An 18,878-nucleotide genomic window follows, 5' to 3' on the forward strand; every position below is an offset into this window, starting at 1 on the left:
TCTTTGTATCGCGCCAATTCTACCGCTCGTTGATTTCTTAAATAATTATTTTACTTCCGGCAGATCCCCAAAATATGGTGTAGATCTGCCGGTTTTATGCTAAAATGATTAAAAGAAATCGAGGTAAGAAATGGAAATTTTTTCAACACTTGACACCTTGCAGAGCTTTCTTTTACAATTTGGCATCTGGACACCGCTGGCGTTTTTTCTGTTGCAATTGCTCCAAATCATCATTGCTCCCATCCCCGGAGGAACCATTGGTTTGGTTGGCGGCGCCCTCTTTGGCACTATTGGTGGCTTTCTGATCAGTGCTGCCGGTACCATAACCGGATCGATTATCGTTTTTGTTTTGGCCAAACGATTTGGACGGCCATTTGTTGTGCGCTTTGTCAGTCCGGAACTGATTGAAAAATATGATCATATTAAAGAATCAAAACTCAACACCGTTCTTTTTCTGATTTTTCTCTTTCCGCTTTTTCCCGATGACATGCTTTGTTTTATCGCCGGTCTATCAACCATGCCGTTGAAAACCTTTATCCTGATCGTCCTGTTAGCTCGAACCCCCAGTGTTTTTATCAATACCATGATCGGTGCTGGAATTATGGATGACAGCCCCACCCAGTTTATTATTGCAGTGGCCATCTATGCTGTTCTGATTGCCGTACTTTACTTTAACCGTAAGCGTCTGGACACTTTTATAAAACACAGTAAAACAATCGTGGCTGAACTTCCCCCACCGCCTAAAATTGACAAGGAGCTTTAGATGACCGAAAAAACAAAAAAAGAACTGAACCGCTTATATATGAGCGAGCTCGTCACCGCCCTGGTCTGCGGGATGCTGATGTATCTGCTCACCGACTCCACCGGTCAACCCCTCGATCTACGCCTGCTGATCCCCGGCGGGGTGCTGATCTTTATTATCCTTCAAAGCGCCGGATACTGGTATTATCGCTATCAGCTCGTGGATAATCCCAGCGACCCGATGGACTGGATAATGCCGCTTTTTTCAGTGCTTAAAAAACTGGATTTGGCTTTCTTTTGCCTATACCCGCTTTATCTGCTGTACCTGCTGATTTTAAAGCCTGACACCTTTTTTATGACCATGAACATTTTCGGCCTGATCCTTTATGCTTTTTCGATAATTGAATACTACAATTACTATTATTACAGTGTTCAAATCGGAGTAATTAAAAAGAAAGTCCCCTCTGAGCTCAGATTGGAACTTTCTCATTATGAAAAGACAAAATTAATTTAACGAAGGGTATCGGTTCCCCCTTGGGCAGAACCGTGGTTTATACAACATGATGTATTTCGTTTCTATTTTACACACCATTAATCCGCTTTTTTTTGCGCTTCTGGCTATTGCCGGGCTGCTGCTCTGGAAAGCCATTTATACCTATAAAACCTATGCCGAGCTGCGGGGGAATGCCATTAAAGAAATGATCGTCGGCAGTCTTGTGCTTATTTTTATCCTGGGTATCTTTATTGTGGTTCCCCTGGTTGCCGGCATCACCGTTAAGGATAATGAGCTGTCGCTCCGACTACCCACCGGTTTTACCTTCGAGACCTATCCCGAAGCCGATATTCTTTCGGCTAAGATGGTCAGTCTGGATCAGACCGAGTACACCATTGCCAAAAAGGTGGTCGGTACCGAAACTAGAGCTTACCGGGAAGGCATCTTCCTGCTGCAAAACGGTACCGAAGCCGCGGTCTTTGTCAACGGCAATACCGCCATCCTGGTAGAAACACCCAATCGCATCTTGCTGTTAGCACCGGATCGATTCGATGATTTTGTCAAAAACTTTAGTGAGAAGCTGATTCCTGTAAAGCCTTAGTATAAAAACTTGATCTAAAAAAGCGTGCCTCTTCTGCAGATGGCACGCTTTTTTTATTTTGGCTCTTCTACTATCTTAGCCACCCGGCCGACCTGACCGTCGGTGAGCATCACCTTGATCCCGTGGGGATGGGTAGGGCTTTTCGTGAGCAGTTTACCAACCCGGCCCGAAGTCAACTTACCACTGCGCTGATCAGCCTTTAAAACAATCTCGACTAATGCACCAACCTTAACGTCGCTTCTTTTCTGTCCGTTCATACTTTTTCCTCTCGGGTTTCTTCCAGGGCAATGGCCAGCTGATCCATACAGGAGGTAGGCTTTTTCCCACAGGTCTGCCCCTTAAACATCGCGATGATTTCATCTGCCGATTTTCCCTCAAGCAGCACAACCAGAGCTTTTAAATTCCCATCACAACCGCCTTCAAAAACCAGATTACTGACTACATCACCCGCTAAATCAAATTGAATGTTGCGAACACAGACGCCCTGGGGCTTATAACTTAATGTCATTTTTTCCTCTTTCTATTTTAATACACTTACCAATCTATTTTTCATTTTTTTTACCTGATCCTCTATCGGATGCACATACTCTTCATTCATAAAACGGGAATGGATGATAAAATCAGCCGTTGCCAGATTATTGGCCACCGGGATATCATAAACCGTGGCAATCCTGAGCAAGGCCTTAATATCCGGGTCGTGGGGCTGGGCTTCCAGGGGATCCCAAATAAAGATCAGCATATCAATCTTACCATCCACAATGCGCGCCCCAATTTGTTGATCACCACCGAAAGGGCCGCTTTTAAAAATCTGTACCGGCAATCCCGTTTGCTCTTGAATAAGACTTCCGGTTGTTCCCGTTCCGCACAAATGATGCCGCTGTAATATTTCTTTGTTGCGACAAGCCCAGTCCAATAACTCGGCTTTTTTTCCATCATGGGCAATTAAAGCGATTTTCTTGGTTTTTTCAATTGTAACATTAACATATTCCATTTCAGCCCTCATCTACTTTCACTATTATTTTTGCAACGCTTATTTTTTCACTTCAAAATCCAGCAGCTTAACATCTTTTGATCGAAACTCCGATTTTACTTTTTCTTCTTTAACATAGTCGGTGCTTAAATATTTCTTGTTATCATCAGCAAAGACGGTGACGACCACCGCGTTCGGATCTTCTAATAAATCCTGGGCAATGATGGCGGCGATAAAATTGGCACCCGATGAGATCCCTACCCCTAAACCCAATTCTTTGGATAGCTGCTGGGCCATAATGATGGCATCGCCATCCTCGACCGCTATAATATCGTCCAATTCATCCAGTTTTATCAGATCAGGTACAAATTCATCTGAGATTCCCTGAATGCGATGTCTACCCACCCGATATCCCGTTGATAGCGTTGGCGAACTTGCTGGTTCCATAGGATAAGCCTTAAATGCTGGATTTTTATCTTTAAAATATCGGCCTAATCCCATCACTGTTCCCCCGGTTCCGACACCGGCAACCAACGCCTGGGGGATTACTCCAAACGCTGACAATTGAGCATCAATTTCCGGGGCCGTCCGTTCATACTGAGCCTCGGTATTTTCTTCATTGGAAAATTGGCAGGGCAGAAAGGCGTTACCTTTGGCAGCCAGAGCACCGCATTGGGCAATACTCCCTAAAAAGCCACCTTCTTCTTTAGAAACCAGCCGAACTTCACCACCATAGCTCCGAATCAGATTTTTTCGTTCATCACTCATCCAATCTGGCATGTAGATCACCACCGGGTGTCCTAAGCAGGTCCCGACGGCGGTAAACGCGATCCCCGTGTTGCCGCTGGTGGCTTCAACAATGGTTTCCCCTTCATGGATTTCACCCTTTTCATAAGCCTTTTTTAGGATGTGCAAAGCCACCCGATCTTTAATACTGCCAGTGAGATTATAATGCTCTGCTTTGGCATAAACACTCCGGGCTTGACCCTTATATAGAAAATTAATTTTTAATAAGGGGGTCTTCCCAATGAGTTCTTCTAGTGCAAGAAACTTCTCTTCGTTATCCATTTAGTCTATCCTTTTACGTATTTAATCAGCCGTCTATCTTAATTATATTTTTCTGCCTACTTGTTTTTTATTCTGGCATTGATATAATCATACTAAAATAAAGTAAATAAATCAATCTTTATCAGGAGGTTAATGCATGATCGTCGGTTTAACCAAGAACCAACAGATTCCCACTAAGAAAATGAATCGAAACAGTGGTCGGGCACTTCGGGAAAAAGTACCTTTTTCGGCCCAATCTGTTTTTCATCCAGTCGACCGTGACCCTGTTGCCATCATTGAAAGTCAAAACTATTTTCGCATCCCTGAACTGATTCCCCTTCGCCACCAAAAAATGACCGGTTCACCCTTTGCCTTTTTCCGGGGGACCGCCCTGTTAATGGCTCATGATTTATCCTGTCAGACTCAGTCCGGCATTCATGTGACCATCTGTGGTGATGCCCATATTGGCAATTTCGGGTTTTACGCTTCTCCGGAGCGACGCCTGATTTTTGATCTCAATGACTTTGACGAGGCAGCTCCAGGCCCCTGGGAATGGGATTTAAAACGGCTGATCACCAGTATTATTCTCTGTGCCCATGAACTGGGCTTTGACACCAAAAATACAAGAGAAGCCGTACTTCAAACCGCAGCATTCTACCGCAAAGGTCTGGACTTGATGTCCGATATGACCTCCCTTGAACGCTACTTTATCCTTGGCGATGAGGAACTTTTTCTTAAGAGTTTTTCCGACTCCTCCCGGGAAGAATTTGAGAAAATCATTAAAAAAGCAAAAAAAAGAACATCCAACCAGGTCATTTCAAAAATGACCGAAACCGATCCCTTTGGCCGCCGTACCTTTATCGAAAATCCGCCGATTACGACTCATTTAGATGCGAAACTGATTGATGAAGTGGAATCCTATTTCAGACAGTATTTAAAAACCGTTCGTCCCGATATTGAAATACTTTTGTCCCAGCATGTTTTAACCGATATTGCCAGGCGGATCGTCGGGGTTGGCAGTATCGGAACCCGCTGTTACCTGCTGGTGCTGACCTGCGAAGACGAAAGCCATCTCGTTTTGCAGATCAAGCAGGCAAACGACTCCGCAATCACTAAGTACAGCCAGAAAAATTTCACCACCCCTAATACCATGACGCATGGTTTAGGCAACGGCTATCGGGTGGTCAGCCATCAACAAATTCTCCAGGCTGCCTCTGATCCCTTTCTTGGATATTTTTCTGCTGCTGAAGGGATGGATTTCTACGTCCGTCAGTTTCGCGATATGAAAGGCACGGTTGATCTGTCTGAACTTGATTTTGAGACGTTTAAGCAATATGTCATTAATTGCGGCGTCGTGCTGGCTCGCGCACATGTGCAAAGCCCCTTTGCCAACTGGATCAATGGGTATTTAGGCGATGGCGATGGTTTTGATCACGCTGCCGTTAACTGGTGTTTCGACTATTCCAAACAAGTTTATCGGGATTATGAAACCTATCGAAAAAGTCTACCCCGTAATTAAAGCCACTCTTGGGCATTTGAAAATGTCTGAAATCGGACATTTTCTCTTGCTTTTTATTCAGATATCCGCTATAGTGTTAACGAGCGAGATTTATTTCTCGGCCATTCTTCGTGTGTTCGTGACCTTCCACACGTAAAACAAAACTAAAGGAGTTTTTTTTATGCGAAAAATCAGTGTTCTCTTTGTTACCCAGGCGGCGGTTATTGCCGCCATGTATGTGGTGCTGACCTTTGTGTCCAACTCAATGGGTTTGGCCAGCGGCGAAATTCAAATTCGACTCTCCGAAATGCTCTGTATTCTGCCTGTTTTTACTCCGGCAGCCATACCTGGCCTTTTCCTTGGCTGTCTGCTTAGTAATCTTTTAATCGGCGCTACCGTCATTGATATTGTCTTTGGCAGCCTGGCAACCCTCATTGCGGCGAGTCTCAGTTATCAGCTGAGAAATCATAAATATCCGCTTCTCGTCACCGTCCCCCCGGTTGTGGTCAATATGATCATCGTACCCTTTGTTCTAAAATACAGTTACGGCGTCCCTTTACCGATCCCGGTGATGATGGCAACGGTCGGTCTTGGGCAAGTGATTTCCTGTATGGTCTTGGGCTCTGTCCTCTACTTTGCCTTGGATAAACGTCGCGTTATTTTTCACCAAAACTAAAAAATTGTGCACACTCATAAAAAGACAGGCCCAAAGGGCCTGTCTTTTTAGTCTCAAATCATTTAATCAATGCTCCCCCAATCCCGTTGGTTTTTCCGATAAACACGTTATTTCGATACTTGACCAATTTGACCGGCCCGATAGGCTTTACTGTATTTTCGGCAGTGTTTGTCCTGTCCGAGCAGTGCGTAGGTTGCAAAGATGGTTCCCATTATATCCCGGTTTAAAGGATCCATTACGACCGAGTCCATCCCGGCCTGTATTGCAAATGCAATGCTGGTTTTGTTAAGCAGTCCGCGCACCGGTAAACCAAATGAAATGTTGCTAATCGCTCCGGTTACATGGATGTTGGGGTACAATTCCTTGATTGCTTTGATTTCAGCTACAAAATTTAGTAGCGAATTGTTTGCCGTCGATAACGCCATCACACAGGGGTCGATATGAATCCGATCCGGTGTGATGCCGTATTTGGCTGCTTTTTCAACCATGCTTTTTGTGATATCCACCTTTGTTTTGACATCATTGGGGATCCCGTTATTATCACAGGTGAGTCCCACCACTTCCCATGTGTTTCCCGCCATCAGCGGAAGCAAGACGTCACACTTGTCCCCTTCTTCGGAAATGGAATTGAGCATGCCCGGTTTATTGGCATATTTAAATACTGCTTCAATGACCCGGGGGTTGGGGCTATCGATACAGAGGGGTGTCTCAACCGCATCCTGCACCACTTCCATCAACCATTTCAAGGTTTCAATTTCGTATTCCGGGGCTGTACTGGCACAAACATCGATGAAATCTGCACCGGCTTTTGCCTGTCTGGTCGCACGATCTGCAATAAATGCAGCATCCCGTTTTTCAATGGCATCCTTCACTGCCGGGATGGAGCCGTTAATTTTCTCTCCAATAATAATCATATTAATTACCTTTCTTTTTTTAATTAAATGTGTATCTCTTGCGAGTGTTTATGCTTACCTTCGAATTTCTAAGCACGTTCATTTATTCATACTTATCCACCCATCGGTAAATTGCGCGTTTTAATAACATCGCCATCATTAATCATTTTGGTATGCACTGCCGAAGGTGTGATCAACTCATTATTGACAGTGATAAGGAGGGCCGTATTTTCGATTACGTGTTGCGCTTTCATTAGGTCAACAAATTGCGCAAGTGTTATATTTTTAATCGCATCAAATTCCTGATTATTAAAAACGATCATTTTGTTGCTTTCATTGTTAGCAATTCAACCGGAATATCAAATTTTCTGCCGGTTGCCGGTAATGCCTCATTTCTGAAAAATTCCGGCATGACGTTATCTTCTGGTTTCCAGCCGGCCTGTTTGTTAAATTCCTTTTCTAACCGCAAGGTCGTATCGGCAGCTGCAAAGAGGTCGTCGGGACTTAAGTTTTTCCCGTATAGGGCATTATATAACTCAGCCACCTTATCAAGTTGACCACCTAAGGTTGCCATCGCCATCATACAGGTCATACTGTCTGCCATGGCAAAGATATGCTGCATGATGTTGGACGTTGCAATCGCCCCATCGACATCGCTTGGATCATCCGGACCCAGGGTTATTCCCGCGGTATGATCCGCTCCCATCGCCGTTGTTGCATAAGTATAACCGGTACCAATTGAACCGCGCGGATCGTAACCAGGCAGAGCCTGATTCTTGCAGGTTGGGATTCGCTTGCTATTAAAATGCCGGCCCACTTGCTCTGTACCCTGGCCAAGCAAATTCCCCAACTCCGTCCCATCAGAAATTTGTTGATATAATTCCAACGCTGCAATAGCATCGCCCCATGGGATGATTCCGGCTTCCATACACAAGGCGATGGTTGCGCCTGTTTCAATGGTATCCAGACCAATATCATCGCACATCCGATCCATTTTTGCAATGGCTTCATAATCATAGATATCACAATTTGGACCACAGAGCGCAATGGTTTCATATTCAAAGCCACCGGTTAAAAAGTTTCCATCATCGTCATTGACAATATTTGAACATTTAACCAAACACCCCGCTTGACAGGGATGCTTGTTCTTGCCATTCTTATTGACAAATTCCAGGAACTTATCCGATTTTAAATTCTCAATATTTTCAGAAATCGTGCCCGTGAAATTGTGTGTCGGGATGATCCCTGCAGGGCCCACTAAATCAATGGTCGAAGCCGTTCCCACTAAAGAAAAAGGGCTTGTTTTTGACGATTCAATTACCGCTTGATTGAGTTCTTTTTTGATTTTTTTAAATTGTTCTTGATCCGCAAATTCGAGCGTATTTTTATTCTTAGCTTTTTGAACAACAATGCCTTTAATCCGTTTAGAACCTAAAACAGATCCCAAGCCACCCCGGCCGGCCGCCCGACACGGATAATTGGTGCCAAATTCAGTTACCTGCAAAGAAGAATTCTTGTACAGCCGTTCTCCCGCCCGACCAATGGAAATTACCGAGACCTTTTCACCATAGTTATTTTGCATCTGCTCCACAAATTCATAATTGTTCATCCCCTCATATGATGACGCATCTTCCAGACTGATCGTTCCGCTTGATTGAATCAGAACAAACTGCATTGCCGCATCCTCTTTAGGAATATCTTCAATCACAATCGCGCGGATATTGTGTCCGGCTAACGCACCGGCCACACTTCCCCCGACATTTGATTCTTTTATACCATTGGTCAGCGGACTTTTAGCCCCAACCGAAAGTCGATCGGCACAAACCAGTCCACTGCCGGCAAACATACCGGTGCAAAAGATAAGTTTAGCCTCTTCACCCAGAGGATCACAGCTCGGGTTCACCTCATCGATTAAAAATTGTGCAATTAAACTTCGCCCGCCCAAGCCCAAATAGGCATCTTTGTAGTTTTCAGTTTTAACGGTATTGTTACTTGAGTTAATTCGGATTGTTTTCCACATGATTATTTCTCCTTAGAAAAATTTGACTTACATGAATACATGTTACGATATGCGTTCATACTAACGCGCTCTTTTTCTTTAAATAGTTTGTAGAGTGTCCTGACTGAATCAAATCCGATCAGCTCTGAGATTTTCTCAATTGAATAATCATACTCAACAAGATATCTTTTGGCATATCCCAATCTGATTTCAATCAAGGTTTTATTAAAAGATGTATTGAAATACTTTTTAAATATCCGGTTAACATGCCGGGGCGTTGTGTGAAAAATGATCGCCATTTTTTCAAGTGTTATTTTTTCACTTATGTTACGATGAATATATTTTGTCATCAGAAGTGCTCTGTTTTCATATTTTAAATGGTCATTTAACCCGTCGTCCTTACCCGTAAGCATATTCTGAATCATACTCATTACGATCAATGAGAGGAGTCCTTGAAGCTTTAAATAATAAAAATGCTGGCGACTTAGAAACGCGTTGCAAAGATCATCAATCAACGCCATTACACCATTTGTATCGCTTGAAATCGCGTATTTACGAATGCTTTTTAAGTATCGATCCAATTCATCAATTTGATATTCCAACGCGGTCATTTTACTGTCATCACATTTGTTTTTTATTATTTCAAAAGTGATCAAAAATCTGTCATTTCCATAAAAGCTATCTGTTTTCATATGGTGCTCAACATTGGGGGCTAAATAAAGGATGTCATGTTTCTGTAGTTCTAATTCTTCGCCATCACAGATTACGACCATTTGGCCATTTAGCACATAATAAAGTTCATGGAAATCATGACTGTGCGGAAATTCGATGTGGTCCTGGTTCATAAACTGGTTATTATGGATTACGATACTAAAAGAGTCATAAGATAATGTCACGTATGTTCCCATCAAATCATTATATTTTTGACGTTCAGCAAATGAATAGCTCATTTTTTTGCTCCTCTTTTTCTCAATAATTCCATTTCGATCCGAAGTCGTTTACAGTCACTATTTATCAAAATTATACCATGTATTGATGCTCTTTTTGATTATTATTTTAAACTTTTCCTGCTTCAAGGCAGATTTTTATGTGCGCTAAAATCAGCCAACTTTTACAATGATTGCAGCAGCGGAGTCCCCGGCTGCACATCCACAGACCAATACGTAACCGCCACCTTTAATAACCGCTTCTTCAATGCCTTCCATTAATAGCCTTGCAATTGTTGGACCTTGAGGATGACCAAATACCAATGATGTCCCATAATTATTGATCCGGGTTTGTTTAATCCCCAGTGTTTTTGCTAAATGAAGGTCATTTGCGATGAAAGGACTATGGTTTTTAATCGCGACCAAATCGTTAATGCCGATCCCGGCTTTTTCCATTGCCATTTGTCCGGCACCGGCCGGAGCCGCTGGCATGAATGCTTTTTTTGTTCGATTAAAACCGTAAGAAACAACTTGTACCGTTACTTTTTCGGTGCTTAATGCCGCTGCTTTTTGCTTGGTAGTAATGATCATCCCTGTATTCCCGTCAGCCGGGTGTGTTTGGGAACCGAAGGTATGAATCCCATCTTCAGCAACCGGCCGTAGTTTTTTCAGACCTTCTTTGGTTGTTTGGGCAACGCCTTCGTCTTCACTGATGATCAGGGTGTTTTTTCTTGATTTCAGCTCAATCGGAAACATATACTTTTTCTGAAATGCTCGATCATTGGCCAGAGCATCGGCATATTGTTGATATCGCATTAAGGTTACTTCATCCGCTTCTGCTCTGGTAAATCCGCCTTCTCTGGCCACGTTCTCTGCTGTGGTCAGCATCCCAAAGCCAGTTGAAGGATCGCGGTTGATATTGTCCATGTTGATATTTTCCGACACGACTTCCCCGCCCGGACCTTGTGGATTTGACCAGACAATATGTGGCCCATTAGAAATCCGATCCGTCATCATGCAATATGCGGTTGACAAGGTGCCCATCTCTACTGCTAATGCCGCTGAATAAATGGTATTGGTGGAAGTCGCACATGCATGACTGATGGCCATCCCAGGAATGGTTAAGCCCATTTCATTCGCTGCCCAGGATGCGCCAAAGAAAGATCCCGGCTGGATAACCGTATGGCCAAGATAAAGAAACTCGATCATCTGGGGATCAAAACCCTTTGCTTTTAAAAAACGCTTACCGGTCTGGGCCGCCAATTTAATGGAATTTTCATTTTGAAGACTTCCCTGCCATTTACAAAATGGTGTACTGAAATACCCCCCGTATGGAATATATGCCTTGTTAAACACCGTTGTCCTCCTTGTTAATTTTATTTTTATTGAGACGCCTATTTCACAGTTCGTTATTGCAACTTGAATTATTAGTCGCTTACTGTAAAAAGATGATTGTTGAATTCTTCGCTGAATTTCTCAGTAATAAAATTCGACTTAGCCATACACTTGTCTGCTATTGGTTTAAACCTAAACCATTAAACCTCAACTTCATTTCTGCTGATGACATCATTTTGCATCGCCTCACTTAGCTCGTTAAAATAGGCGGAGTAACCGGCAATCCTGACGACCAGATCGCGATACGCAGCCGGATCTTTTTGTGCGGCTCTCATCGCTTCTGTGCTTACAACGTTATATTGAACCTCCATTCCGCCTTTTTCAAAATAGGCCTTGGTCATATTTAGCAGGGCTTTTTTCGCACCTTGCGTTTGTAGCGATGAGGGATGCACTTTCAGGTTTAGCGCGATGCCATCCATGTATTTCCCATGATCGATGTGACAGGCTGAATTATAAATCGCGGTTGGACCATTTTTATCTCTTCCCTGTCCCGGTGACATCGCGTCTGCCAATGGTTGGCCCGCATTTCTGCCATCAGGTGTCGCATCGGTAACTGCTCCTTGAACAACATGCTGGGCAGCTCCGTAAAGCCCTGCTTTATAAACCTTGGAGCGCTTACTGTAGCATTCTTTACAATTGTCGTAATAGATATCGGTAACCCACCGCATCATTTCATCGGCATCGTTATCATCATTTCCATAATGCGGAACCTCATTTAAAATCTGCTGCTGCAAAACTTCATAGCCTTTCCAATCGGCCATCATGGCATCATAGAGTTCTTTTGCGGTGCAGATTTCCTGATCAAAAACCATGTATTTAATTGCCATTAGCGAGTCCGAAACGGTAGCCAGACCAGTGGCTGTTCCCCCATAAGAGTTGTATTTTGCACCGCCTGCCGCGCAATCTTTTCCGGACGCCATACAGCCCTCGATAGAAATTGACAACGCTGGCGACGGGGCGTAAAATTCGGACAGATTTTCAACATAATTTTGAATGGTAACCGACCATTTATGAAGATAATCAAATTGTTTTTTATAAGCTGCTTTGACCTCGTCAAAGGACTTCATCTCATAAAGATAGCCGGTTTCCAGTCCGCCAGATTTCCCATTTGACGGATTTGTCCCATTGTTTAGCGCCGTCAGTAAAACATTCCCGTGGCTTCCCAATCCGGCTTTTCCATGAAGTCCATTTCCGGCGGGATAATCATTTCCTGAGCCGACGATTTCCTGACAGCCGATGATGCTGTAATCTCTGGCATCCTGAAGCGTCATGTTCAGTTCTTTAACAAGACCGGGAATAATGATCGCATCATTTTGGAACAAGGGTAAGCCCCCGACCCTTCTGGTTGTCTCAATGGCCAGATCCCATAATTTTTCCGGTGTATCTTTATGGATGCGTAAAGAAACTGTCGGATCATGAAGGGAGAGTCTCGCTAAGGTTTCAAGGACCACATAGGTGACTGGATTTGATGCATCGTCACCGGTTATCTTGTTTACCCCACCGATAGTGGTATGGTGATAGGTAACACCTACCCCGGTATATGCGGCAATCCTGGGATTCGATGCCCGATAAAAGCAATTTGATTTAAGGAAAAATGCATCAACTATTTCTTGTGCCGCTTCCAATGTCAATCGGTTTTCTTTAAGATCAGCCTCAAGAAAGGGCCATGTATATTGATCAAATCTTCCAAATGCCAGGGCCGGGTGCCGGGCCTCCATATAAAGCAAAACTTGATACAGGATCACGCCCTGGCAGGCCTCCCAAAATGTTCTGGCTGGATTTTCAGAGAGCCATAAAAGCCCGTCAGCCATCTTTTTAAGCTCTGCTTTCCTGCTGGCATCAGGGCAGTCTTTTGCTTTTAAGGCACATGCCTTGGCATAGTTTTTGATCATCCCCGTTGCTGCATCACAGACAATAACGGCGCTTTTATAGAACATATATTTTTCAACATCATCCCCCATCAAATTGCCTTTATGTGCGTCAATCCAATGTTTTGCTTCGCTTCTAATCCTTCCATAGCCTTTGTTAATGATTTTTTCGTAACCCGCAACCAGATGCCCGGTATGAATGGGTGCTCTCATTTTTTCGCCCATTTCCAGAATCCCCAGGCCGGCAACCTCTTCAAAGCCATCCGGTCCCCAGGAATCAAAATACTGAGTAATGGTTTTATCCTTCCAGAAATCCTGATAACTCATAAACCGCTTTATCTCATCTTCACTCATGCTTAAATGAACCCCGGATTTGTCGGTGCGGTGATACAATCCATCATCCCAATATTCCCAAAGCGCCTTGTCCTCCAGTTCGTTCCACAACCAACTGGCATCCCATTCGGGCCACATGCCTGAACCTAAAAACGCTTTTCCGATATTTCCAACAATTAGTTCAAAGTCCTCTACTCTTGTCGTCATTTTTGTGCAAATCTCATGGGTCACTAAAGCCGTTTTTATACTTGGGGGAACCTTATCGTATTTTTGATAGGCACCTGTTATGAGCTCCACCCTTTGTGCATCCACCGCAATGACCCGGTCTCTCACAAGCTGTCTCATCTGGTTTATTCGTTTGGTTACCGGTCTAAATTCATACATCATCTTTTTTCCTTTCTGATATTTTTTAATTTAACCGTTTCTCTGTTAATGATAAAGCACCCAAAAATCATTTTAATGTGACTTCCAGGTGCCGGTATTTGTTTTAGTTGCTTAAGGTCGTCATTGTAAAATAGAGAATCATATCTTCAATGCATTGCATCGTCTCATCAACGTCGTCTTTCGCTTCTTCCGGAATGCCATATTTTTTCAAGGTCTCATCCAAATCTGTATAATAGTCGCTTTTAATTTTTTTCTCCATCCTGTGCCTCCTAATTCTTTCCATATTCATGAACCGTATCGATAAGGGGTTGAAAAAGATCCCAGTTTATTTGTCCTGCTGTTAGAATGGACTTATCGAAATTAAAGATATACTTACCATCCACTGCGAGGATGTCCAAATATTCCTTCGCCTTATCACAGACTTCCTCTTTTGTTCCACTTTTCATCAGACTGACGGGGAAGAGCCCTGAAATAAGGTGCTTATCACCAACTTTTTCTCTGATCGTTTTGGGATCGCCATACTCAAATTGAAGCTCGCAACCAGGGGGCAGTTCATTTAAATAATCCAGCAAATGCATCCAGTTTTCTTCACAGAAGATGTTGATGCCAAAGCCCTTTTCATAAATTGCCCAGACCGTTTCCTTAAAAGAAGGCCACCAGAATTTTGCAAAAAATTTCTCTGACATAAAGGTTGGCATATGCAGAGCAAAGAAAATTCTGGTCAATCTGCTGGGGGTTTCTACATGTCGTGGGCAGCCGGCTTTGATCATCAACGGCGTAATCAGGTTAACGGCTTCAAGCACTTCGTTCGGCTTTCTGCGGATATCGACAAGTGCCCCCGTGAAGGAGCGAAGGTAATCCGCCAGATAATCAAAGGGGGCTCGACTTATTCCCACAAAAGTCGGAAATGCCGACTTATCGTATTTTTTTATCAATGACATATTACACTGGGCGATTTTTCCATTGATATAATCGTTTGCCTTGATTGTTTTCGCCATTGCCAGAGCGGCCTTCATTGGCGGTGCATCAAATTCTGTAAAGAGCCTTGGAATAACCGTTTCCCAGATAAATTTCAAGGGGTCCGCCAAAAGCAGGTCGTATTCATCCGCTTCCATACCATGAACATTGGGATGCTGTATAAATCCATCTTCTCCCATTACATTGGTTCGACTGCCGGTAAACTTATGCAACCATGGCGTACCTGGCCATGTGCCAATGAGCGTGTATGTGTCATATTTGGCGTTTATCTTTTCTGTCGCATCCAGTACCTTGGTAATACCATATTGGGCCAATCGCAAGTCATAACCAGCTAATTCCAGTGCCGCACAGGCGTTGACGCCCACTTTTTCGGGAACCCGATCCGGCTTATTCCCCGAATAAATATCCGTAAATAATTTTGTTTTATATTCTGTGCTCAATCTTTCTTTAATCACATTATCCCTCTCTTACTTAAATTTTTATGACTAGACATACATTCCACCATTTACATTAAGAACATGTCCAGTAATAAACGATGCCTGATCAGACGCTAAAAACAATACTGCATCAGCAACCTCTTCAGGTTCTCCACCACGCTTTAACGGGATTCTTCCGATAAGTTGTTGCTTAATTTTTTCCGGTATGCTATCTGTCATTTCTGTTAAAATAAATCCTGGTGCGACCGCATTTACCGTTATGCCTCTTTTACCCAGTTCCTTACTCAGCGTCTTTGTCATACCAATCACACCAGCCTTTGCGGCTGAATAATTCGTCTGACCAAAATTCCCCTCTTCTCCGGCAATGGAGGTAATATTAATGATCTTTCCGCTGCCATGGGGAATCATTTCTACCAGTACTTCCTGGATGCAGATAAACATCGATTTAAGATCCGTTTCTAACACACTGTCCCATTGTTCATCGGTCATCTTCGTTATTTGGGCATCCTTTGTTATCCCCGCATTGTTAATAAGGATATCGATTTGACCATAACGACTAATCGTTTTTGCGATTAAATCCTTAACCTCTGTCCGGCTGGTAACGTTGCAATTAACCGAAAACGCCTCTCCGCCTGCCACTTTGATCTCTTTTTCAACCTTTAAACAAGCCTCATAATTAATATCCGTTACAACGATTTTTGCCCCGGATTGAGCTAGCTTTAATACCATCGCTTTGCCCAGTCCCTGAGCTGAACCGGTGACAATGGCAACTTTATTATCGAGTCTCATTACTGCCTCCTTTCAAGTTCTTGCCGTTTGTGAGCTGGAAATCATACTATTTTTAAGCTGATTCCACTGCTCGTAAAAGATACTGCTATCCATCTCTTTTAGATCTGGTGAAATTCTCGGTGCAAATTCCATTGCCGGTAAGATGTCTCTTTCAATGCTGATCCCCGGTGCGATTTCAATGAGTGTCATTTCACCATCTTCTAAGGTAAAAACGGCCCTTTCAGTGATGTAAAGAACAGGTTGCTTTATTTCGGTGGCGTATTCACCGCTAAAGGTTATATGATCGACCTGATTCACAAATTTTTTTACGCGTCCCTCTTCGAGAATGCGGATTTTCCCATCCTTGATTTCATACTTTCCACCACCAGCAGTAAAGGTTCCACAAAAGATTACTTTTTTTGAATTCTGTGAAATATTGATAAATCCGCCGGAACCGACCACTTTTTTCCCAAATTTACTGACATTAAGATTTCCCTTTTTATCTGTTTGTGCCAGCCCTAGAAAGGTTGCACTAAGACCGCCACCATCATAAAAGTCGAATTGAGCCTCATGCTCAATGATGGCCTCGGCATTATAGGCTACCCCAAAATCATCGCCGGCACCAGGGATTCCACCATAAGTTCCCAGTTCCGTTGTCATCACCAGATCATCCGCAATTCCCTCTTCTGAGGCCACTCTGGCCACGCCATCAGGCATTCCGATACCAAGATTGATGATACCATTGGCATCCAGTTCCATGGCTGCTCTTCTTGCAATTATTTTTCGCTCATTAAAAAGCATTGGTTTGATTGAGTCCATGGACATCTTTAAATCGCCGACAAACGCTGGATTAAATTGTGTTCCCGTGGTTTGCATATGGTTTTCAGGACTGGCAACGACGATATAATCAACCAGCGCACCCGGCACCTTTACGTCCAACGGATGTAATGAGCCCGCCTTTGCCAGATATTCAACTTGAGCAATGACGATGCCGCCTGAGTTTTTTGCTGCCTGAGCCATCGGCAGCGCTTCCAGCAAGAGACCTTCTTTCTCCATTGAGAGATTTCCCTTTTGATCGGCTGTTGTGGCCCTAATAATTGCAACATCAATAGGAAATGTTTTATATCGCAGCCACTCCTGATTGTCAATTTCCATCAGCTCGACCAAATCCTCTTTGGTACATTTTGTTATTTTTCCACCTTGAAGCCTTGGATCGACATAGGTTCTCAGGCCTACCTTGGTAATGACGCCCGGTTTTTTCCCCGCAATCTCTCTCCACAGATGGGCCATGACCCCCTGTGGCAGCAGATAGGTTTCTATTTTATTTTCGGTTATGAGTTCGCCCATTCGCGGTGCCTGACCGGTGTGCCCTGAAATCAGACGCTCGGTCAATCCCTCGTATGCCAGGTGGTTCATCCCCTTATCTTTGCCATCCCCGCATCCACAGCTATGTACGATTGTAAGGTTTTTAGGCTGTCCCGTTTCTAAAAAACGCTTTTCCAGCGCAACTGCAATTTCTTCGGGAAAACAACAGAGTCCTGCGGTTGTCCATACCACCGTTGATTTGTCTTTAATTAAGCCCACTGCTTCACGGGCTAAAATTTGTTTACTCATTAAAAGCTCTCCTTCTTGTGCCTATTTGTAGTTAAACCAGCCCTTTTGTACTTTTTTTCCGATTCTGCCGGCATTGACGATTCTTTTTAAAACGATTGGCGGTGCCCAATTGGGTTGGGCCAGTTCGGTATGCATATATTTAAGGGTATCAAAGGCGATATCATTTCCTGTGAAATCCATTAGTGTGAAGGGGCCCATCGGGTGATTTAATCCCAATGTCATGGCCTTATCGATATCTTCTACCGATGCAATCCCCTCCTCCAAAACGAGTAAAGCCTCTCTAAACTGCGTTAACATCAATCGATTTACCACAAATCCGGGGGTATCTTTTTTGACCTCAATGCTTTCCTTTCCGATTGACCGGACCAATTCTTTAAGCGCTACAATAATCTCATCACTGGTATAGTATCCCCTAATAATCTCAACAAGTTTCATTACCGGGGCTGGATTAAAAAAGTGGAGTCCAACCATTCTTTCGGGTTGACTTAAGGCCGAAGCCATCTTAGTAATTGACATGGTCGAGGTATTGGTTGCAAAAATTGTTTCAGCCCGGCAGATTTTTTCCAAACTCGAAAACAACTGGATCTTCGCATCCATGTTTTCAGTAATTGCTTCAATAATTAGATCAACCGCTGTCATCTCATTTAAGTCTATTGTTATCTTAATCTGACCTAACAATTCCGTTTTTTTATCTTCTGTCCATTTTCCCTTGCGAATCTTACTATCCAAAACATTTCCGATTGAAGCAAGGGCACGTTCGAGGTGATCGTTATTCACATCACTCAGTATGACGTTATATCCATATTGGGCCATAATATGGGCAATCCCGGTTCCCATTGCACCGGACCCGACGACTCCAATTGTTCTAATACCCATTCTGTTTCACTCCTTATTCTGTCGTTTTGCCGATCCGTCTTTATTTTCTTAACGCCGGTTAAAGAATCGACTCATTATTTAACGGATCTTTTCTTTACATTAATGATCACATTTCTCTTATGACCACAAAAAGATTCATACACCTAAGCTTGCTGGCTTTGTCTTTCCTTAATCTCCTCTTTCATTATCTCCAGATCATCCTGTTTTAGATTGTAAAACAGGATACAAATAAAGCCAAATACTGCTGCCACAGCCGGTAGTAGCGTCGCAATAAGAGCCACCCCCTGCTGAATCTCAGGTGTTGGAGGCATTCCACCAACATAGCCAATTGCTGCTAACGCATAAGCTGCGATACTGCCTGAAATAACCATCGCTATTTTA

General features: G+C 43.5%; 20 protein-coding genes and 1 pseudogene. 5 read left to right on the forward strand and 16 right to left on the reverse strand.

All coding sequences use genetic code 11. The features are described 5' to 3' along the window. Positions 1 to 130: 130 nt before the first annotated feature. The 3 genes from U2P91_RS05410 to U2P91_RS05420 are packed head-to-tail and all read left to right on the forward strand — an operon-like array spanning position 131 to position 1,835. Entirely contained in the window at positions 131 to 763 is a 633-nt protein-coding gene (locus tag U2P91_RS05410) for a TVP38/TMEM64 family protein (protein ID WP_111888463.1), read from the forward strand. Further along, positions 764 to 1,255, forward strand: a complete 492-nt coding sequence (locus U2P91_RS05415) for a hypothetical protein (protein ID WP_111888464.1) — start codon at positions 764 to 766, stop codon at positions 1,253 to 1,255. A gap of 46 nt (positions 1,256 to 1,301) precedes the next feature. Continuing rightward, positions 1,302 to 1,835 carry a PH domain-containing protein gene (locus U2P91_RS05420; RefSeq protein ID WP_111888465.1) on the forward strand — a complete coding sequence of 178 codons (534 nt, stop codon included), beginning with the start codon at positions 1,302 to 1,304 and terminating at the stop codon, positions 1,833 to 1,835. A gap of 53 nt (positions 1,836 to 1,888) precedes the next feature. On the opposite strand, the gene U2P91_RS05425 is transcribed toward U2P91_RS05420, so the two are convergent. Genes U2P91_RS05425 through U2P91_RS05440 form a run of 4 tightly spaced genes read right to left on the reverse strand, consistent with a single transcriptional unit; the run spans position 1,889 to position 3,873 of the window. Then, complete coding sequence (locus tag U2P91_RS05425; RefSeq protein ID WP_111888466.1) at positions 1,889 to 2,092, reverse strand: YwbE family protein; 204 nt, start codon at positions 2,090 to 2,092, stop codon at positions 1,889 to 1,891. Then, the gene (locus U2P91_RS05430; RefSeq protein ID WP_111888467.1) at positions 2,089 to 2,343 is read right to left on the reverse strand and encodes a TIGR03905 family TSCPD domain-containing protein; all 255 of its coding nucleotides are present in this window, start codon (positions 2,341 to 2,343) and stop codon (positions 2,089 to 2,091) included. The genes U2P91_RS05425 and U2P91_RS05430 overlap by 4 nt, the downstream gene beginning before the upstream one ends. 12 nt (positions 2,344 to 2,355) lie before the next feature. After that, positions 2,356 to 2,826: a methylglyoxal synthase gene (locus U2P91_RS05435; protein WP_242988488.1), complete on the reverse strand. Its 471-nt coding sequence runs from the start codon at positions 2,824 to 2,826 to the stop codon at positions 2,356 to 2,358. Between the two features lie 39 nt (positions 2,827 to 2,865). Then, the gene (locus U2P91_RS05440) at positions 2,866 to 3,873 is read right to left on the reverse strand and encodes a PLP-dependent cysteine synthase family protein (RefSeq protein WP_111888469.1); all 1,008 of its coding nucleotides are present in this window, start codon (positions 3,871 to 3,873) and stop codon (positions 2,866 to 2,868) included. Between the two features lie 136 nt (positions 3,874 to 4,009). Between U2P91_RS05440 and U2P91_RS05445 the strand changes: the two genes are divergently transcribed. Together U2P91_RS05445 and U2P91_RS05450 are read left to right on the forward strand one after the other, a co-directional pair. Beyond that, entirely contained in the window at positions 4,010 to 5,371 is a 1,362-nt protein-coding gene (locus tag U2P91_RS05445; protein WP_111888470.1) for a DUF2252 domain-containing protein, read from the forward strand. Positions 5,372 to 5,531: 160 nt separating this feature from the next. Then, positions 5,532 to 6,026: a QueT transporter family protein gene (locus U2P91_RS05450; protein WP_111888471.1), complete on the forward strand. Its 495-nt coding sequence runs from the start codon at positions 5,532 to 5,534 to the stop codon at positions 6,024 to 6,026. A 107-nt stretch (positions 6,027 to 6,133) separates the two neighbouring features. On the opposite strand, the gene U2P91_RS05455 is transcribed toward U2P91_RS05450, so the two are convergent. From U2P91_RS05455 to U2P91_RS05510, 12 genes and pseudogenes are all read right to left on the reverse strand, one after another. After that, positions 6,134 to 6,940, reverse strand: a complete 807-nt coding sequence (locus U2P91_RS05455) for a methyltetrahydrofolate cobalamin methyltransferase (protein WP_322519230.1) — start codon at positions 6,938 to 6,940, stop codon at positions 6,134 to 6,136. Between the two features lie 92 nt (positions 6,941 to 7,032). Then, the gene (locus tag U2P91_RS05460) at positions 7,033 to 7,242 is read right to left on the reverse strand and encodes a hypothetical protein (RefSeq protein ID WP_322519231.1); all 210 of its coding nucleotides are present in this window, start codon (positions 7,240 to 7,242) and stop codon (positions 7,033 to 7,035) included. Then, on the reverse strand, positions 7,239 to 8,939 hold the full coding sequence (locus tag U2P91_RS05465) for an aldehyde ferredoxin oxidoreductase C-terminal domain-containing protein (RefSeq protein WP_322519232.1): 1,701 nt from the start codon (positions 8,937 to 8,939) through the stop codon (positions 7,239 to 7,241). Before U2P91_RS05465 ends, U2P91_RS05460 begins: the two co-directional genes overlap by 4 nt. Positions 8,940 to 8,941: 2 nt before the next feature. After that, positions 8,942 to 9,868 carry an AraC family transcriptional regulator gene (locus tag U2P91_RS05470; RefSeq protein ID WP_322519233.1) on the reverse strand — a complete coding sequence of 309 codons (927 nt, stop codon included), beginning with the start codon at positions 9,866 to 9,868 and terminating at the stop codon, positions 8,942 to 8,944. Between the two features lie 150 nt (positions 9,869 to 10,018). Next, positions 10,019 to 11,200, reverse strand: a complete 1,182-nt coding sequence (locus U2P91_RS05475) for a thiolase family protein (RefSeq protein WP_322519234.1) — start codon at positions 11,198 to 11,200, stop codon at positions 10,019 to 10,021. 179 nt (positions 11,201 to 11,379) lie between these two features. Further along, positions 11,380 to 13,827, reverse strand: a complete 2,448-nt coding sequence (locus tag U2P91_RS05480; RefSeq protein ID WP_322519235.1) for a glycyl radical protein — start codon at positions 13,825 to 13,827, stop codon at positions 11,380 to 11,382. Between the two features lie 100 nt (positions 13,828 to 13,927). Further along, the gene (locus tag U2P91_RS05485) at positions 13,928 to 14,083 is read right to left on the reverse strand and encodes a hypothetical protein (protein ID WP_204355400.1); all 156 of its coding nucleotides are present in this window, start codon (positions 14,081 to 14,083) and stop codon (positions 13,928 to 13,930) included. A 10-nt stretch (positions 14,084 to 14,093) separates the two neighbouring features. Then, entirely contained in the window at positions 14,094 to 15,257 is a 1,164-nt protein-coding gene (locus U2P91_RS05490; protein ID WP_322519236.1) for a uroporphyrinogen decarboxylase family protein, read from the reverse strand. 30 nt (positions 15,258 to 15,287) lie between these two features. Further along, positions 15,288 to 16,028: a 3-oxoacyl-[acyl-carrier-protein] reductase gene (fabG, locus tag U2P91_RS05495; RefSeq protein WP_111888479.1), complete on the reverse strand. Its 741-nt coding sequence runs from the start codon at positions 16,026 to 16,028 to the stop codon at positions 15,288 to 15,290. 12 nt (positions 16,029 to 16,040) lie between these two features. Continuing rightward, positions 16,041 to 17,621: an acyl CoA:acetate/3-ketoacid CoA transferase gene (locus U2P91_RS05500; RefSeq protein WP_322519237.1), complete on the reverse strand. Its 1,581-nt coding sequence runs from the start codon at positions 17,619 to 17,621 to the stop codon at positions 16,041 to 16,043. 21 nt (positions 17,622 to 17,642) lie between these two features. Beyond that, complete coding sequence (locus U2P91_RS05505) at positions 17,643 to 18,497, reverse strand: 3-hydroxyacyl-CoA dehydrogenase family protein (protein ID WP_111888481.1); 855 nt, start codon at positions 18,495 to 18,497, stop codon at positions 17,643 to 17,645. Between the two features lie 143 nt (positions 18,498 to 18,640). Further along, a pseudogene (locus U2P91_RS05510) lies at positions 18,641 to 18,878 on the reverse strand (MFS transporter); the annotation flags it as partial.

Source organism: Acetobacterium sp. K1/6, from assembly GCF_034438075.1.
Taxonomy (GTDB): domain Bacteria; phylum Bacillota; class Clostridia; order Eubacteriales; family Eubacteriaceae; genus Acetobacterium; species Acetobacterium carbinolicum.

Bases quoted from the DNA above. Each gene is read 5' to 3' on its own strand.
- U2P91_RS05500 (WP_322519237.1), bottom strand. From the start codon at position 17,621: ATGAGTAAACAAATTTTAGCCCGTGAAGCAGTGGGCTTAATTAAAGAC.
- U2P91_RS05435 (WP_242988488.1), bottom strand. From the start codon at position 2,826: ATGGAATATGTTAATGTTACAATTGAAAAAACCAAGAAAATCGCTTTA.
- U2P91_RS05505 (WP_111888481.1), bottom strand. From the start codon at position 18,497: ATGGGTATTAGAACAATTGGAGTCGTCGGGTCCGGTGCAATGGGAACC.
- U2P91_RS05425 (WP_111888466.1), bottom strand. From the start codon at position 2,092: ATGAACGGACAGAAAAGAAGCGACGTTAAGGTTGGTGCATTAGTCGAG.
- U2P91_RS05415 (WP_111888464.1), top strand. From the start codon at position 764: ATGACCGAAAAAACAAAAAAAGAACTGAACCGCTTATATATGAGCGAG.
- U2P91_RS05450 (WP_111888471.1), top strand. From the start codon at position 5,532: ATGCGAAAAATCAGTGTTCTCTTTGTTACCCAGGCGGCGGTTATTGCC.
- U2P91_RS05480 (WP_322519235.1), bottom strand. From the start codon at position 13,827: ATGATGTATGAATTTAGACCGGTAACCAAACGAATAAACCAGATGAGA.
- U2P91_RS05430 (WP_111888467.1), bottom strand. From the start codon at position 2,343: ATGACATTAAGTTATAAGCCCCAGGGCGTCTGTGTTCGCAACATTCAA.
- fabG (WP_111888479.1), bottom strand. From the start codon at position 16,028: ATGAGACTCGATAATAAAGTTGCCATTGTCACCGGTTCAGCTCAGGGA.
- U2P91_RS05440 (WP_111888469.1), bottom strand. From the start codon at position 3,873: ATGGATAACGAAGAGAAGTTTCTTGCACTAGAAGAACTCATTGGGAAG.
- U2P91_RS05445 (WP_111888470.1), top strand. From the start codon at position 4,010: ATGATCGTCGGTTTAACCAAGAACCAACAGATTCCCACTAAGAAAATG.
- U2P91_RS05485 (WP_204355400.1), bottom strand. From the start codon at position 14,083: ATGGAGAAAAAAATTAAAAGCGACTATTATACAGATTTGGATGAGACC.
- U2P91_RS05465 (WP_322519232.1), bottom strand. From the start codon at position 8,939: ATGTGGAAAACAATCCGAATTAACTCAAGTAACAATACCGTTAAAACT.
- U2P91_RS05420 (WP_111888465.1), top strand. From the start codon at position 1,302: ATGATGTATTTCGTTTCTATTTTACACACCATTAATCCGCTTTTTTTT.
- U2P91_RS05460 (WP_322519231.1), bottom strand. From the start codon at position 7,242: ATGATCGTTTTTAATAATCAGGAATTTGATGCGATTAAAAATATAACA.
- U2P91_RS05455 (WP_322519230.1), bottom strand. From the start codon at position 6,940: ATGATTATTATTGGAGAGAAAATTAACGGCTCCATCCCGGCAGTGAAG.
- U2P91_RS05470 (WP_322519233.1), bottom strand. From the start codon at position 9,868: ATGAGCTATTCATTTGCTGAACGTCAAAAATATAATGATTTGATGGGA.
- U2P91_RS05410 (WP_111888463.1), top strand. From the start codon at position 131: ATGGAAATTTTTTCAACACTTGACACCTTGCAGAGCTTTCTTTTACAA.